Origin of the sequence: Algoriphagus sp. AK58, assembly GCF_014324365.1 — a bacterium.
GTDB lineage: Bacteria > Bacteroidota > Bacteroidia > Cytophagales > Cyclobacteriaceae > Algoriphagus.
This window is the reverse complement of sequence record NZ_QEIG01000018.1, coordinates 1-14,054: the sequence shown is the minus strand read 5'-3', so window position 1 is coordinate 14,054 and position 14,054 is coordinate 1. Positions and strand designations below refer to the sequence as shown.

Annotated in this window: 14 protein-coding genes, 1 tRNA gene and 1 riboswitch; of the genes, 9 read left to right on the top strand and 6 right to left on the bottom strand. The window is 43.7% G+C overall.

Features of this window, described 5'->3' with window-relative positions; translation table 11 throughout:
* Positions 1 to 60 precede the first annotated feature (60 nt).
* From DDT91_RS15555 to DDT91_RS15540, 4 genes are all read left to right on the top strand, one after another.
* Entirely contained in the window at positions 61 to 1,047 is a 987-nt protein-coding gene (locus DDT91_RS15555; RefSeq protein WP_187177119.1) for an isoaspartyl peptidase/L-asparaginase family protein, read from the top strand.
* Complete coding sequence (locus tag DDT91_RS15550; RefSeq protein WP_187177118.1) at positions 1,044 to 1,781, top strand: copper homeostasis protein CutC; 738 nt, start codon at positions 1,044 to 1,046, stop codon at positions 1,779 to 1,781. The genes DDT91_RS15555 and DDT91_RS15550 overlap by 4 nt, the downstream gene beginning before the upstream one ends.
* 6 nt (positions 1,782 to 1,787) lie before the next feature.
* Entirely contained in the window at positions 1,788 to 3,326 is a 1,539-nt protein-coding gene (locus DDT91_RS15545; protein WP_187177117.1) for a VCBS repeat-containing protein, read from the top strand.
* A gap of 118 nt (positions 3,327 to 3,444) precedes the next feature.
* Positions 3,445 to 3,903 (top strand): CBS domain-containing protein, encoded by a 459-nt coding sequence (locus DDT91_RS15540; protein ID WP_187177116.1) that lies wholly within the window; start codon positions 3,445 to 3,447, stop codon positions 3,901 to 3,903.
* A 45-nt stretch (positions 3,904 to 3,948) separates the two neighbouring features.
* Here DDT91_RS15540 and DDT91_RS15535 read toward each other — a convergent pair whose 3' ends face one another.
* The 4 genes from DDT91_RS15535 to DDT91_RS15520 form a co-directional block, all read right to left on the bottom strand.
* On the bottom strand, positions 3,949 to 5,115 hold the full coding sequence (locus DDT91_RS15535) for a PLP-dependent aspartate aminotransferase family protein (RefSeq protein ID WP_187177115.1): 1,167 nt from the start codon (positions 5,113 to 5,115) through the stop codon (positions 3,949 to 3,951).
* 102 nt (positions 5,116 to 5,217) lie between these two features.
* Positions 5,218 to 5,321, bottom strand: a riboswitch (SAM riboswitch).
* Between the two features lie 61 nt (positions 5,322 to 5,382).
* Positions 5,383 to 5,943 (bottom strand): aminoacyl-tRNA hydrolase, encoded by a 561-nt coding sequence (pth, locus tag DDT91_RS15530; RefSeq protein ID WP_187177114.1) that lies wholly within the window; start codon positions 5,941 to 5,943, stop codon positions 5,383 to 5,385.
* Between the two features lie 126 nt (positions 5,944 to 6,069).
* Positions 6,070 to 6,642, bottom strand: coding sequence for a 50S ribosomal protein L25/general stress protein Ctc (locus tag DDT91_RS15525; protein ID WP_187177113.1), 573 nt, complete (start codon positions 6,640 to 6,642; stop codon positions 6,070 to 6,072).
* Positions 6,643 to 6,667: 25 nt separating this feature from the next.
* The gene (locus DDT91_RS15520; protein WP_187177313.1) at positions 6,668 to 7,594 is read right to left on the bottom strand and encodes a ribose-phosphate pyrophosphokinase; all 927 of its coding nucleotides are present in this window, start codon (positions 7,592 to 7,594) and stop codon (positions 6,668 to 6,670) included.
* A 258-nt stretch (positions 7,595 to 7,852) separates the two neighbouring features.
* Here DDT91_RS15520 and DDT91_RS15515 point away from each other — a divergent pair, with 258 nt between their 5' ends.
* Together DDT91_RS15515 and DDT91_RS15510 are read left to right on the top strand one after the other, a co-directional pair.
* On the top strand, positions 7,853 to 10,570 hold the full coding sequence (locus DDT91_RS15515; protein WP_187177112.1) for a M14 metallopeptidase family protein: 2,718 nt from the start codon (positions 7,853 to 7,855) through the stop codon (positions 10,568 to 10,570).
* A gap of 99 nt (positions 10,571 to 10,669) precedes the next feature.
* Complete coding sequence (locus tag DDT91_RS15510; RefSeq protein ID WP_187177111.1) at positions 10,670 to 11,428, top strand: hypothetical protein; 759 nt, start codon at positions 10,670 to 10,672, stop codon at positions 11,426 to 11,428.
* A gap of 56 nt (positions 11,429 to 11,484) precedes the next feature.
* On the opposite strand, the gene DDT91_RS15505 is transcribed toward DDT91_RS15510, so the two are convergent.
* Positions 11,485 to 12,354: a dienelactone hydrolase family protein gene (locus DDT91_RS15505; RefSeq protein ID WP_187177110.1), complete on the bottom strand. Its 870-nt coding sequence runs from the start codon at positions 12,352 to 12,354 to the stop codon at positions 11,485 to 11,487.
* A 79-nt stretch (positions 12,355 to 12,433) separates the two neighbouring features.
* Here DDT91_RS15505 and DDT91_RS15500 point away from each other — a divergent pair, with 79 nt between their 5' ends.
* Complete coding sequence (locus tag DDT91_RS15500; protein WP_187177109.1) at positions 12,434 to 13,162, top strand: EcsC family protein; 729 nt, start codon at positions 12,434 to 12,436, stop codon at positions 13,160 to 13,162.
* Positions 13,163 to 13,203: 41 nt separating this feature from the next.
* On the opposite strand, the gene DDT91_RS15495 is transcribed toward DDT91_RS15500, so the two are convergent.
* Positions 13,204 to 13,276, bottom strand: a tRNA-Gln gene (locus DDT91_RS15495).
* A gap of 319 nt (positions 13,277 to 13,595) precedes the next feature.
* On the opposite strand from DDT91_RS15495, the gene DDT91_RS15490 reads away from it, so the two are divergent.
* Positions 13,596 to 13,838, top strand: a complete 243-nt coding sequence (locus tag DDT91_RS15490) for a hypothetical protein (RefSeq protein ID WP_187177108.1) — start codon at positions 13,596 to 13,598, stop codon at positions 13,836 to 13,838.
* A gap of 62 nt (positions 13,839 to 13,900) precedes the next feature.
* Complete coding sequence (locus tag DDT91_RS20855; RefSeq protein WP_370539327.1) at positions 13,901 to 14,041, top strand: helix-turn-helix domain-containing protein; 141 nt, start codon at positions 13,901 to 13,903, stop codon at positions 14,039 to 14,041.
* Positions 14,042 to 14,054 lie beyond the last annotated feature (13 nt).

Below are 14,054 nucleotides of genomic sequence, written 5' to 3'. Positions count from 1 at the left end.
CGGAAGGCGTTATGTAATCCAAAATTGATAATTTGACTTCTCGATTCTAAAATACGGTTCATGTCTCAAAGAAGAAAGTTTATCAAGCAATCCATCCTTGGATCCGCATTATTTTTACCCGGTGTAGCTGCTTCCTGTGCGCAAAAGGAAGATAAAAATCCTTCTACCGGAGAAAAGCCTCTGATTCTTTCCACCTGGAACCATGGTGTTCCTGCCAATGCAGATGCGTGGTCAAAACTTAAAGAGACCGGAAGTATCTTGGATGCAGTGGAGGCAGGGGTTAGAAATACTGAATTGGATATGGGGAATCTTTCCGTAGGGCTTCAGGGTCTGCCTGACCGCGAGGGAATAACGACTTTGGATGCGTCCATTATGACTGGAGATGGAGCTTGCGGATCGGTGGCCTTTGTCCGTCAAATCAAACATCCCATTACTTTGGCAAGAGCAGTGATGGAGAAAACGCCACACGTTATGCTTGTCGGCGAAGGTGCAAGGCAGTTTGCTATTGCTCAGGGCTTTCCTTTGGAAGAAGAAATACTCAGCCCCCAAGCCCAAATCGAATACGATAAATGGAAAGTGACCAGCCAATACAAACCCATCATCAACATCGAAAATCACGATACCATCGGCATGATCGGTATTGATGCCAACGGCAAATTGGCAGGAAGCTGTACGACAAGTGGGCTTGCCTACAAAATGCATGGTAGGGTAGGAGACAGCCCGATTATCGGGGCAGGCTTGTTTGTGGATGATGAAGTGGGGGCAGCTACGGCAACAGGATTGGGAGAGTCCATCATCAGGATTTGTGGGAGTTTCTTGATTGTGGAATTAATGCGTCAGGGCCGTACCCCTCAGGAGGCTTGTGAGGAAGCCGTGAAGAGACTTATTGCTAAAAATAAAGACATAAAAGACATCCAGGCAGGATTTCTAGCCATCAACAAGTATGGAGAAGTTGGGGCTTATGCCGTTCATCCGGGATTTAATTATGCAAAAGCCACGGAGTCCGGGAATGTATTGATTGATGCAAACAGCCATTTTAAGCCATGAGAAAAATCCTTCTTGAAGCTCCTGTTTTCAATCTTCAAGCTTCCTTGGAAGCCGCAGAATTGGGAATTGATCGGTTGGAACTTTGTGCCAATTTTCCGGAGGGGGGTGAAACTCCAAGTGCTGGAATGCTGAGATTTTTAAAAAGTGAAATTGATATTCCTGTATTTGTGATGATTCGCCCCCGTGGGGGAGATTTTGTCTACACTCAAAAAGAACTTTTAGTGATGAAGCAGGATATTCAACTCCTCAAGGACTTTGGGGCGGATGGTTTTGTATTTGGGGTTTTGGATCCAAAAGGGTTTGTGGATCAGCGTGCGAATGAATTTCTGAAAAGAGCAGCAGGAGACAAGCCTTGTACCTTTCATCGAGCGTTTGATGCTTCAGTAGATTTGTTTGATTCCTTGGAGAAAATAATTGATTTGGGATTTGATCGCATTTTGACCTCTGGTGGGAAAAACTCACTTTCTGACGGGTTGGAGAGGGTTGTACAGCTTTTGGAAAAAGCAAAAGACCGGATTATTGTGATGCCAGGGGGGGGTACCAAAGCAGAGCATGTGCCCATGTTGCAAAAGTCCGGCTACTTGAAGGAAGTTCATGCCTCCTGCAAAAAGGCCAAACCTTCCGATAATGAATTTATCAATCCCGATCTTTCTTTTTCCTCTTCTCCTTTGGATTATGCCTTTCATTTTGGAATTGATCCTGAATTGGTCAAGGGGTTTAAATCTGTATTATAATTCGCAATGAGAAGACGTTGGGCTGTCCTGGTTGGGGTGTTGATTGTGAGTTCTTGTGGACAATTAGCTGAGCGCAAGCAGCCACCACCTAGCTTGTATCAACTTTCTCAATCGGACCTGAATCTGTCTGGAGAGCAATTGGCAAAAGGATATTGTGCTGCATGTCACGTGATGCCAAGCCCTGAAATTTTGGATCGGACTACTTGGGAAAAGGTTTTGCCCGATATGAGAAAGCGAATGGGGTTGTATCTGGAAGAGGATTTTGGAGCTCCACTACCGGAGGACGAAGGAGTGCCGGAGGGTATTTATTCCAAAATTCCTTTCATCACTCGTGAAAATTGGGAAAAACTTCAAGCCTATTATTTGGAAAGTGCGCCTGAAACACCCCTTCCTCAGGTTGCCAAAACAGTACCCATTGTCGGAATTCCGGGATTTCAATTGGAAGAACCCGTATTTTCCTATGTTAGGCCCAGTCTCACCACTTTGCTTCATATCCATCCCCAAACAGGCAAGCTTTGGCTAGGTCATCGGTTCCGGGCATTGTATGAATTGGATCCTGCCAGGGGGTTTTTACAGTTGGATTCCATTCCAACTTCCATTGCCCCCGTCGAAATTCACTGGAAGTCGGATCACTCTTTTGAGTTGTTGGCAATGGGATTGATGGATCCTGCGAATGACTCGCTTGGGGTGATTTCTACCTTTTCAAAAGCGGAGAACACCTGGAAAGAAACACTTCAGTTTACTAAGCTCATGCGTCCTGTTCATGTTGAAATTGCCGATTGGAACGGGGATGGGAAATCAGATTATGCGATATCCCAATTTGGAAATCATTTAGGTAAATTCAGTTTGCACTTAAGTTTCGGGGATTCCTTTCAAGAACAGATCTTGAAAAAAGACCCAGGGGCAAGAAGATCAAAGGCTGTGGATTTTGAAGGGGATGGGGATTTGGATATTCTTGTTTTAATGACTCAGGCCAAGGAAAGTTTACTGCTTTTTGAAAATTTGGGAAGTGGAAAGTTTAAAGAGAGGCAACTATTAAGCTTTCATCCAGCGTTTGGCTCCAGTGATTTTAGGTTTGAAGATATGAATGGGGATAGTCAGCCAGAAATCATTTTAGTAAATGGGGACAATGCCGATCAGAGTCAGATTCTCAAAAATTATCACGGAGTCCGCATATTTGAACGGGATAAGTCGGGGGAGTTTCAGGAGAAATGGTTTTATCCCATGCATGGAGCCAGTGGATTGGAAGTGGGAGATTTTGATCAGGATGGTAAAAAGGATTTGATAGCCATTGCTTTTTTTCCTGACCGAAAGCAGAAACCCAATCAAAACCTGATTTATTTCAAGCAAGAAAAACAGGGCGTCTTTCAGCCATACGTACTTGAGAAACAGCTGGAAGATCATTGGCTAACCCTGACCAAAGGTGATTTGGACTTGGACGGAGATGAGGACTTAATCATCGGAACCTTTGCGTTTGATCAGCTATATCAGCCGCCAAAGGAAAACTGGCGACCCTTTGTGATATTGAAAAATCAAATAAAATGATGTTTGGTTATTTTAAATTTTTGCCAAACAATACAATGATTTATTAGAATAGTTTGATCTATCATTTCATTTTTGACTAAAAATCAGTAGCTTATTCATCTTTCTAAATTTCTAAGCTATGGTGAAAAGTTTTCAAGGGGTAAAAGTGGTAGAGCCCAAGACCCCGGCTCAACCTATTTTGGTGAAAGACCACATGACGACAAAATTGGTAACTTTTAGGCCTGAAGACACGATCGATCAGGTGATGGAAGCCTTGACCAAGCGAAAAATTTCAGGTGCACCTGTGGTAGATGCTTCAGGTGGATTGGTCGGAATCATCTCAGAGGTAGATTGCCTTAGGGAGATTATTAAAGGGAAATACACCAATACGGTTCGTTTTCCTGCAAAAGTTCAGGAGTTGATGACAAGGGATGTGATCACACTTAGTCCGGATATGACACTTTTTGATGCTGCACAGAAGTTTTTGGAGTATCAGATCAGGAGATTCCCGGTATTAAAAAACGGACAACTTGTAGGTCAAATCAGCCTCAGCGATGTGATCAGAGCCTTTCCCTCTCTCAAACATACCACTTGGTAATAGCCAAAACGGTCCCGATTTTTCGGGACCGTTTTGGTTTAAAAGTTATTTTGACTTTTCAATGGCGCGTTCCACATCCTTGAGTATGTCTTCGTAGTGCTCCAGGCCCACAGAAAGTCTTACCAATCCATCACTTATTCCCACTTGCGCCCGTTCATCCGGTGAAAGTTTACTGTGAGTGGTAGAAGCAGGATGCGTGATGATGCTTCGGCTGTCTCCTAGGTTTGGTGTGATGGAGATCATTTGAAGCTGATCGATAAATCGCTGAGCTCTGGCCAAGCCTCCTTTTAGGGTAAGGGTGATGATTCCTCCGCCGGCTTTCATTTGCTTTAGTGCCAGGTCGTACTGAGGATGGGATTTCAAATACGGATACTTTACGGCTTCTATTTCAGAATTCCCTTCAAAATATTGAGCAATTTTTAAGGCATTGTCACAGTGACGATCCATTCTGACAGCCAAGGTTTCCATGCTTTTCGATAAGATCCACGCATTGAAAGGTGAAATAGAGGGACCCGTATGTCTGGTGAAAAACTGTACTTCCTTGATCAGTTCCTTCTTTCCCAAAATCAACCCTCCCAAAACTCGGCCTTGACCATCAATGTACTTGGTGGCACTGTGAGTGACGATATGAGCGCCCCATTTGGCAGGTTGCTGCAGGTAGGGAGTGGCAAAGCAGTTGTCTACTACAAGGATAAGGTTGTGAGCGGCAGCAAATTTTCCAGCCCATTCCAAGTCGATGATTTCTAATCCCGGATTGGAAGGAGTTTCCAGAAAGAGCATTTTCGTATTGGGCTGCACGAGCTTGTCCCAGTTTTGGCAATCTGAAATATCTCCATAGGTAGAAGTGATTCCCCACTTGGGGAATACTCGGGTAAGCAGCTGATGTGTCGATCCAAAAAGTGACCGTGAAGCCAGAATATGATCCCCTTGCTGAAGCAAAGAAGCAATGCTTCCAAACATAGCTGCCATCCCCGAGGCGGTGGCGATTCCGTCCTCTGTTCCTTCGGCTCTACAGACTTTCTCGATCAGATCAGAAGAATTGGGATTGGAGTATCGAGAGTAGATATTGCCTTGGATTTCGTCGGCAAACATTGCCCTGGCCTCTTCCGCAGACTCAAAAGTAAAGCTGGAAGTCAGGAAAATGGGAGAAGAGTGTTCTTTGAGATCGGATCGGCGCTGGATGCGAATGGCATCAGTTTCAAAATGAGACATGGTTTGGGTCGGTTGGAGTACAAGTATTCTATCAGGGCTGATAAAGACATTTCCCAAAGAATAAAACCGAAACCAGAAAGTGGGGTAGAGGTATTTTACGCCAATTTATAGTTCCCGCTTTGGGTAGGATTTGGCACCTTTCTCCTTGGCAGGGATGGTTGCCAGAGGGTCATCGAGCCTAGTCTCTCGCCTCTTCTTTATAAATCAGTTGCCTGAAGTGCCACAAAGAAAGAGGGAGATTTGGTCAAATCCAAATCTCCCTCAAAATCAGTCGTTGAACTGTGTCATCGTCTGTGCGATTCCCGCCGTACAAAATCCGAAAATCATATCAATGGCCTTGTCCATCATGGCTGGGAGCTCATCAAATTCCTGCTGGGTAAATCTTCCCAATACATATTCCACCTGTTTTCCTTTGGGGAAATTGTCTCCGATTCCCATACGGAGTCTTGGGTAATCCTGTCCTCCGCAGAGGGCTTCGATATTTTTCAATCCATTGTGTCCGGCAGCACTTCCCTTAGCCCGCATCCGCAATTTTCCAAAGGGAATAGCCATATCGTCCACCAAGATCAGGATGTTTTCCTTGGGAATTGTTAATTCTTTCATCCAATAGTTGACCGCCTTTCCGCTTAAGTTCATATAGGTGGTTGGCTTGATCAGGTGAATCGAGCGTCCTTTGTGTTTGATCTCTGTTTTGAAGGCCAATCGGTCACTTTTCCATGTTGCTCCTTCTTTGTCTGCCAAGCGATCCGCAGTTAAAAAGCCAATGTTGTGGCGGGTTAGTTCATACTCTGGACCAATATTTCCCAATCCAACGATAAGATATTTCATGCTGAAGATTTGATTGGTGAAAAGACCTGGCAGGTTTTGAAAACCTGTCAGGTCTCGATTCGATTTATTCTTAAACAAAAAATCCTGCTCATTTCTGGGCAGGATTTGTTGATTTTGGAGTCAGGATTATTCTCCTTTCTTGCCTCTAAGTGCTCTTGGAATACCAATAGTCACGATAGAAACGTTTGGAGAAGTAAGAATTTCGAAACCTTCTGCCTTTACATCACCAACTTTGAAGGACTTACCCAAGTCCAAAGAAGAGATGTCAGCGACGATGTAATCAGGAAGGTTTTTAGCCAACCCTCTTACTTTTAATCTTCTGGTTTTGAATTCCATTTTACCACCTTTGGCGATACCTGGGGAACTGCCTTCGATTTTCACTGGAATTTCGAATTTGATTGCTTTGTCTTCAGTGTAGGCCATGAAGTCTGCATGAAGCAAAGTTTCACTTACTGGGTGGAATTGTGCTTCCTTCAATACGGCTTTGATGATTCTGCCTTCGATATTTAACTCCACCAAGTGAACGTCTGGAGTGTAAATCAAGTCGCGGAAAAGGATAGCGGGAGAATAGAAATGAACTTGCTCAGGAATACCTGGACCGTAAACCACGCAGGGAACATTACCGGAATCTCTGATTTCGTTCAAAGCGGCACTGTCGAGATTTGCTCTTTTAAACCCTATAATCTCTAGTGTTTTCATGTGTATTTGTATTTAAAATTGGTTCTTAAATGAATAGAGAACTGATCGAAGTGTGGCCTGTTACGGCGTGAATCGCTTTCCCAAACAATTCGGCTACGGTCAGTACTCTGATTTTTGAAGATTGCTGTTTGAGCGGGATGGTATCTGTGATGACCAATTCCTCCAGTACAGAATTTTCAATGTTTTCGTAAGCTTTTCCGGAGAGTACACCGTGAGTCACGATTGCTCGGACCGAATTAGCCCCTTTTTCCATGATGATTTGACCAGCCTTGCAAAGTGTTCCTGCTGTATCGACCAAATCATCTACAAGAATGACATCCTTTCCTTCCACATCTCCGATCACCTGCATGGATGCTACCTCGTTGGCTCTTTTTCTGTGCTTATCACAGACCACCATTTCTACTTCGAAGTGCTTGGCAAAGGATCTTGCTCGAGCTACTCCACCTACATCAGGTGCAGCAAAGATCATGTCTTTCAGCCTGAGTGTGTTTAAATAGGGCGCAAAGATAGCAGAACCATTCAAATGATCCAATGGAATATCAAAAAATCCCTGAATTTGTCCGGCATGTAGATCGCAGGTCATGATTCGGTCAGCGCCTGCAGACGTAAGCATATTGGCGATAAGTTTTGCCGCAATTGAAACTCTTGGGCGGTCTTTTCTGTCCTGACGTGCATATCCGAAGTAAGGAATGACGGCGCAAACTTTGTAGGCACTGGCTCTTTTAGCAGCATCGATCATCAGGCAAAGCTCCAGCAAATTATCACTTGGAGGATTGGTACTTTGGATGATAAAAACGGTACAGCCTCTAATGGACTCATCAAAACTCGGAGACATCTCTCCGTCGCTGAATTTTGACATGGTCAAATCACCCAATTTTTTACCATAACTCTTGGCGATCTTTTGGGCTAATGCCTGGCTATTAGTGCCTGCAAATATTTTTACCTCAGACATAGATGAAGTGGGAATAGTGGAGGAAAGGTCTGGAATGGATCTATGAACAAAAGTAATGATTTTTGAAGGAAGGGCTAATGGAATGGCATGGACAGGGATGGAAAAATAAAAAATTCTTCGTCTTGACACTATGGGCTGATTGGCCAGTTCATTGATTAAATCTTCCGATCCTGTAAAATTAAAGGGTTACAGCTTTTTTTATCCTCATTTCCCTTTCCAAAGGGTTATTTTAGCAGTAAAGGACACTCAATCATTCCCATGAAAAAAACAATCATTTTCTTCTTTCAACTAGTCTTAATCCCTCTTTGGCTGGTTGCACAGTCTATACCTACCCCAAAATCCCATTTTGGGTTCGATATCGGGGAGCCTTATATGTTGGCAAACTTCTCCCAGACCGAAGCCTATTTCAAAAAGGTAGCTGAAGTGTCGGATAGGGTACAGTATACCAGCATAGGAAAGACAGAATTTGGAAGAGAGCAACCCATCCTGATCATTACCGCTCCAAAAAACTTTGCCCAACTGGATCGCTATAAGGAGATTTCTCAAAAACTTGGCCGTGCAGAAATTACCGAGGCTGAAGCCCGTACCCTTTCAAAGGAAGGCAAGCCGGTAGTTTGGATAGATGGAGGCCTTCATGCCAATGAAGTGGTCGGTGCACAGCAATTGATTGAGACGCTTTATCAGCTGGCTTCTAAAAATGATGAGGAAACCTTACGCATCCTGGATGAAGTGATTATCCTGCTCGTGCATGTCAACCCGGATGGGATGGAAATTATGTCAGACTGGTACATGATGTACGAGGATAAAGCCAAGAGGAATAAAAATATTCCAGTACTATATCAGAAGTATGTCGGGCATGATAACAATCGTGATTTCTACATGAACAACATGAAAGAATCCACCAATATTTCCCTACAGCAGTATGTCGAGTGGTTGCCGCAGATTGTATACAATCATCATCAGTCGGGTCCTGCCGGAACAGTAGTGGCAGGCCCTCCTTACCGTGATCCGTTTAATCACGTGTTTGATCCATTGATCATCACCAGCTTGGATGCTGTCGGTGCTGCTATGATCAACAGGCTTCATGTAGAAGATAAGCCAGGCTATACTCGATTGGATGGTTCGGTATTTTCTACCTGGTGGAATGGGGGACTGAGAACTACCCCATACTATCACAATATGATCGGAATTCTGACCGAGATTGTGGGTGATCCTTCTCCATACTCTATTCCTTTGGTTCCCGATCGATTAATCCCAAATAACGGCACTCCCTTTCCGGTGACTCCCGGGCCTTGGGCCTTCCGCACCTCCATTGATTATTCGGTGTCGATGAATTATGCCATTCTAAATCATGCCGTCCGTCATGGAGATGAATTGCTTTACAATTTCTATCTGATGGGTAAAAAATCCATCGACCGAGGAAATACAGACACTTGGACCCGATATCCAAAATATGCAGAGGATATTCAAAAGTCATTTGAGGCTACCCAAAAGAAAAAAGAAGCCGATGATGAAGATGCAGCTTTCTTTGGATTCCGATCCGGCCTCCCTTTGCAGTTTTACGATTCAGTTTACAAAGACCCTTCAAAGAGAGATCCAAGAGGATATATTTTGCCTGCCAATCAGGCTGACTTTCCTACAGCGATCAAATTTTTGAATGCCTTGATCAAATCGGGCGTTTTGGTTCATAAGGCTACAGCAGACTTCACAGTCAATGGAAAAACCTATCCCAAGGGATCCTACGTGGTCAAAACGGCGCAGGCATTCAGACCGCATGTATTGGACATGTTTGAGCCTCAGGATCACCCTAATGACTTTTTGTATCCTGGAGGTCCTCCAATCAGACCTTATGATGCGGCAGGTTGGACTTTGGCCTATCAGATGGGTATCGAAGTGGATAGAATTATGGAAGGGTTTGAAGGTCCATTTGAGCGAGTAGCCTACGGACAACTTTTGTCACCTGAACCTACTGCACTTCCTTCTGCTTCAGGCTACCTGTTAGATGTACGTGTCAATGATTCGTTTTTGGCGGTAAACGACTTGCTGAAAGCCAATGTGAAGGTTTACAGAACACAATCGGCAACAGCAGGACTTCCTGCCGGTTCATTTTTTGTGCCTGCTTCTGGGAAAAGACAGCTGGAAGCGGCAGCCAAAAATTATGGGGTAAAGGCTGTTGCTACAAAAGGATTGCCTTCCGGGTCTAAGGAGATCAAACCTTCCCGTATCGCCCTTTATGATTACTATGGGGGATCCATGCCTTCAGGATGGGTGAGATGGATGATGGAACAGTTCCATTTTGACTTTACTCAGATCTTCCCTGCAGAAATTGACGGAGGAAATCTCAATGCAAAGTATGATGTGATTCTCTTCATTGGTCCGGGAATGCCTGGTGCTGGTGGGGGTTATGGTGCCGGAAGCCAGCCCAAGAAAGAAGATATCCCAGCCGAATATCATCACATGCTGGGAAGGCTTTCCGTCGATAAGTCTATCCCTAAGTTGAAAACCTTTTTGGAAAACGGAGGTCAAATTATTACCGTCGGAGCAGCTACCTCCTTGGCCAATCATCTTAAACTTCCCGTTTCCAACGCTTTGGTCGAAATAGTGGATGGAAAAGAAAAATCACTTTCTGGTGATAAATATTATATCCCAGGAAGTGTACTGGAGATGTACGTAGATAATTCCACTCTAATCAATTATGGAATGGGTGAAAAAGCACATGTGCTTTTTAACAATAGCCCTGTGTTTAAACTTTCACCGGACGCAGGTCTCAGAGGGATTAAGCCTTTGGCTTGGTTTGGTGCCGAGCCACCGCTAAAAAGTGGTTGGGCTTGGGGCCAGCAATACCTGAAAAATGGAGTAACTGCCTTTGAAGCTCAGGTAGGCAAGGGCAAGCTTTACGCCTTCGGTCCCGAAATTACTTTCCGAGGCCAGTCGCATGGCACATTCAAAATGTTATTCAACGGTCTGTACAAATAGATGTAATTAAATGATCCATAGAAGCCGCTCAGAATATGCTCTGGGTGGCTTTTTTATTTGCAGTCCAAAACGTAATTTACTTTAGAAGACTCTTTAGCCATGGAAAATAATCAAAAGTTTATCCCCGGAATTTACAATTGGTGTGACCGATGGTGCGAGCGATGCCCGCAGACTGACCGCTGTAGAGTGTATGAGCGGGAAGAGGACCGAAAGAAAAACTATCCCGAAAAGGATTGGGCTGAGGTTGTTGCGGACAATTTTGCCGAAACTCTTCAAATGCTTCAAAAAATGGCTGAAGAAATGGGACTTGATCTGGATTCCGAAGAGGTAAAAGAGGAAACAGCAGCCCAAATGGCTTTGGAGGAAGCACAAGAAGTAATAGCTGAGAACCACCCTTTGCATGAACTTTCGGAGAAGTACTGGAAAAAAGGAAAAGCTTGGCTTGATTCACCTTTGCTAAAAGAAAAGGTTTTGCAATGGAAATCCATGGTAGAATTGGGAGTAATGGACTTAGATTTGGCTGAGTCCAATCTCCGAATGGCAGATGAGGCCATGGAAGTGATTAATTGGTATCTATTTTTTATTCCTGTCAAAATCAAGCGGGCCTTGCATGATCAAATGGATAGTTTTTGGGATCAATACCCTGATGAGGAGCGGAGTGACTTGGGTACGGCCAAGATTGCCTCTATTGCCATAGACCGGAGTATAGGGGCTTGGGGAATGCTTTTTAAGCTTTTTTCAGAGCAGGAGGAAGTTGTTGAAATTTTAGCGATTCTTGAAAAGATGCGCAGGGGATTGATTGAGGTGTTTCCAAATTATCCCAAGTTTATCAGGCCTGGATTTGATGATCAGCCCTGAAACTCAAAAGACTTCGCACAGAAGTCTTTTGAGTTTCAGAGAATATTATTTGGGTTTTATACTCCAAATTTTTCTTTCAGATAAGAAATAGCCATACCATAAGCTTCTTTGCTGGCCGCCTCATCGTATTTTGGATTGCTTGGGTTGGAGAAGCCATGAACTGCCGGAAAAATCTTATAGGTCAGTTTTTTACCTGCAGTTTCCATATTTGCAGCAAATTCCTTGATGATGGCTTCGGAAATGTATTGTTCAGTGGCAAAGAGACCAAGAACATCTGAATTAAGGGTCTTCAACTTTTCTACATCTCGGACTGGCATGCCATAATACATGACCGATCCGATATTTTGTTGTCCATTAAGCAATGCGGATTTCAAAGACCAAGACCCTCCAAAGCACCAGCCCACATTGGCGATTTTGGCATTTGGTCCGGCGAGCAGACGGGCTCCGGTTACGATATGTTGAAGTCTATCTTCTTTTGCACCTTGCATGAATTGTCCTGCTTCCTGTGGATTAGCGGTGACTTTTCCATCATACATATCCAGTGCTATTACGTTTACTTTACCTCCCAAATCTTCGTAAAAAACATCAGCTTGATGCTTGATGTGATCATTCAACCCCCACCATTCCTGAAATACGAAGAGCCAGTGATCGGTAGGTGCAGAGGCTTTGATGAGGTATCCTGAGGCTTGCTGTCCATCCGGGGTCGAGAAGGTAGTTATGCTTCCTTTTCCTTGGAAGTCAAAAGCGACAGGAGAGGGGTGAAAAGCAGCAAAACCTGGAGCATTTACGAATTGAGCCATGTCATCATTGGAGTGGCACATGGTGATTCCTGAGAAGGGATCCTCTGAACCTGGACTGTGATTGGTTTTCGGCCAAAAAAACCAGCTAATCAGGAAAAGAATAAGGGTGATGATGGGTTTGATCATAGGTAAAAGGGTTAATTGGAGTTTGAATGAAAAAATAACTTCAAATTCATAAATAAGTTTGATCATTTGCCCAAACCATATGAATGCTGAAAATTATAAGCACTACCTGGAGGCTGAACTCAGTCTCTGGCTTTTTGAGGTGAAGAGACCACCGGGATTGTTTGGAAGACTGACTCATGGTGTGCAGGGGAAAATCAACTCCTGGATACCTGAAAAGGTCCATCAGGCGATTTCAGTAGCCATAGAAAATATGGTGAAGGCTGTATTGCTGGGTTCCAGTTGGGTTAAGCCAAGTCCAGACGCTTCTCTTTCGCTCATGGAAAGGGAAATTAAAATTCTTGAAAGAATCAAATGGTATACGAATACGGCGAGTGCTGAAGGGGCATTGACTGGTGCAGGAGGGATTTTGTTGGGTTTGGCCGATTTTCCTGCTTTTTTGACCATCAAGATGAAATTGCTCTTTGACATTGCTGCATGGTACGGTTTTGATGCCAAGTCTTATCGGGAGCGGCTTTTCCTATTGTATGTTTTTCAACTGAGTTTTTCCAGTCAGCAAAGAAGAAATGAGTTGATCGGATTGATCGAGAATTGGGAGGATTACAAGGAAAGTCTTCCCAAAGACTACAGTGAGTTTGACTGGAAGACTTTTCAGCTCGAATATCGGGATTACATCGATTTAGCCAAACTTGCCCAGTTGGTTCCGATTATTGGAGCCCCAGTTGGGGCAATTGCCAATTATAAACTTACCAAGCACTTGGGTAGGTATGCGATGAATTGCTATCGACTGAGGTTAGCTTCAAAAATGTAATTGGCCAGAAACAAAAAAACCTCCCGTTTGGGAGGTTTTTGTTGATCCACTAGGGCTCGAACCTAGACTCTTCTGAACCAAAATCAGACGTGTTGCCAGTTACACCATGGATCAGTTTTGAAAGAAGACGCTTTCGTTTTCTTTAAAGTGTCACAAAGGTAGAGTGATGAGTTATTTTTTCCAAACTGACCAGTAAAGAATTTTTGACTTGATGGCTAAAATCCTTGAATTCAGAGAGAAAAAAAAGACCTGTTGAAAAGGTGTTTTAGGGGCTGTCTGGATTGATTTTTCTCCTTAAGTCAAAAATTTTTCGTTCCGAAATCGATTGAAATTTATGTTTTTGTTAAAAATAGGCCATTTAATTTGACTAGTTTGAAATATTTGCATTCTTTTGGTAATAATTTGAAAACTAAATCAACAAAACAATACTCGTATGAACGCTGTAAAAATGGAAAAAGTGGTGGCTGATGTCATCGAAAAATTGGGGAAATTGAAGCAGGCAGAATTGGCCTCTGACTTGAGCTGGTGCTGGGTAAGTTTCCAAAATGACGGAAATCCTGTGGGGGTAGTAGAGAAAGCTGAGAAGGCCTTGGAAGCTTTCAAAGCTGCCAGAGAGCAAAACAGCAAGGCAGTAGCCAAAAAATTGGTCGACGATCTTGAAAAGGCTTTGGCCTAAAACCAAAAAAGGCTCGCAATGCGGTGCCCCCAAAAAGTTAGACACTTATTGGGGGCATTTTTATGCGAAAAAACAGAAAACACAATTTCGATTTCCGGCTTCGAATAGTTCAAGAAGTCATGCAAGGCCGACACAGTTCGGAGAGTATCGGCAAAAAGGAAAACATTAGCAGTTCTTTAGTCAAACGTTGGTTTGCTATGTAGCGCATGATGTTAG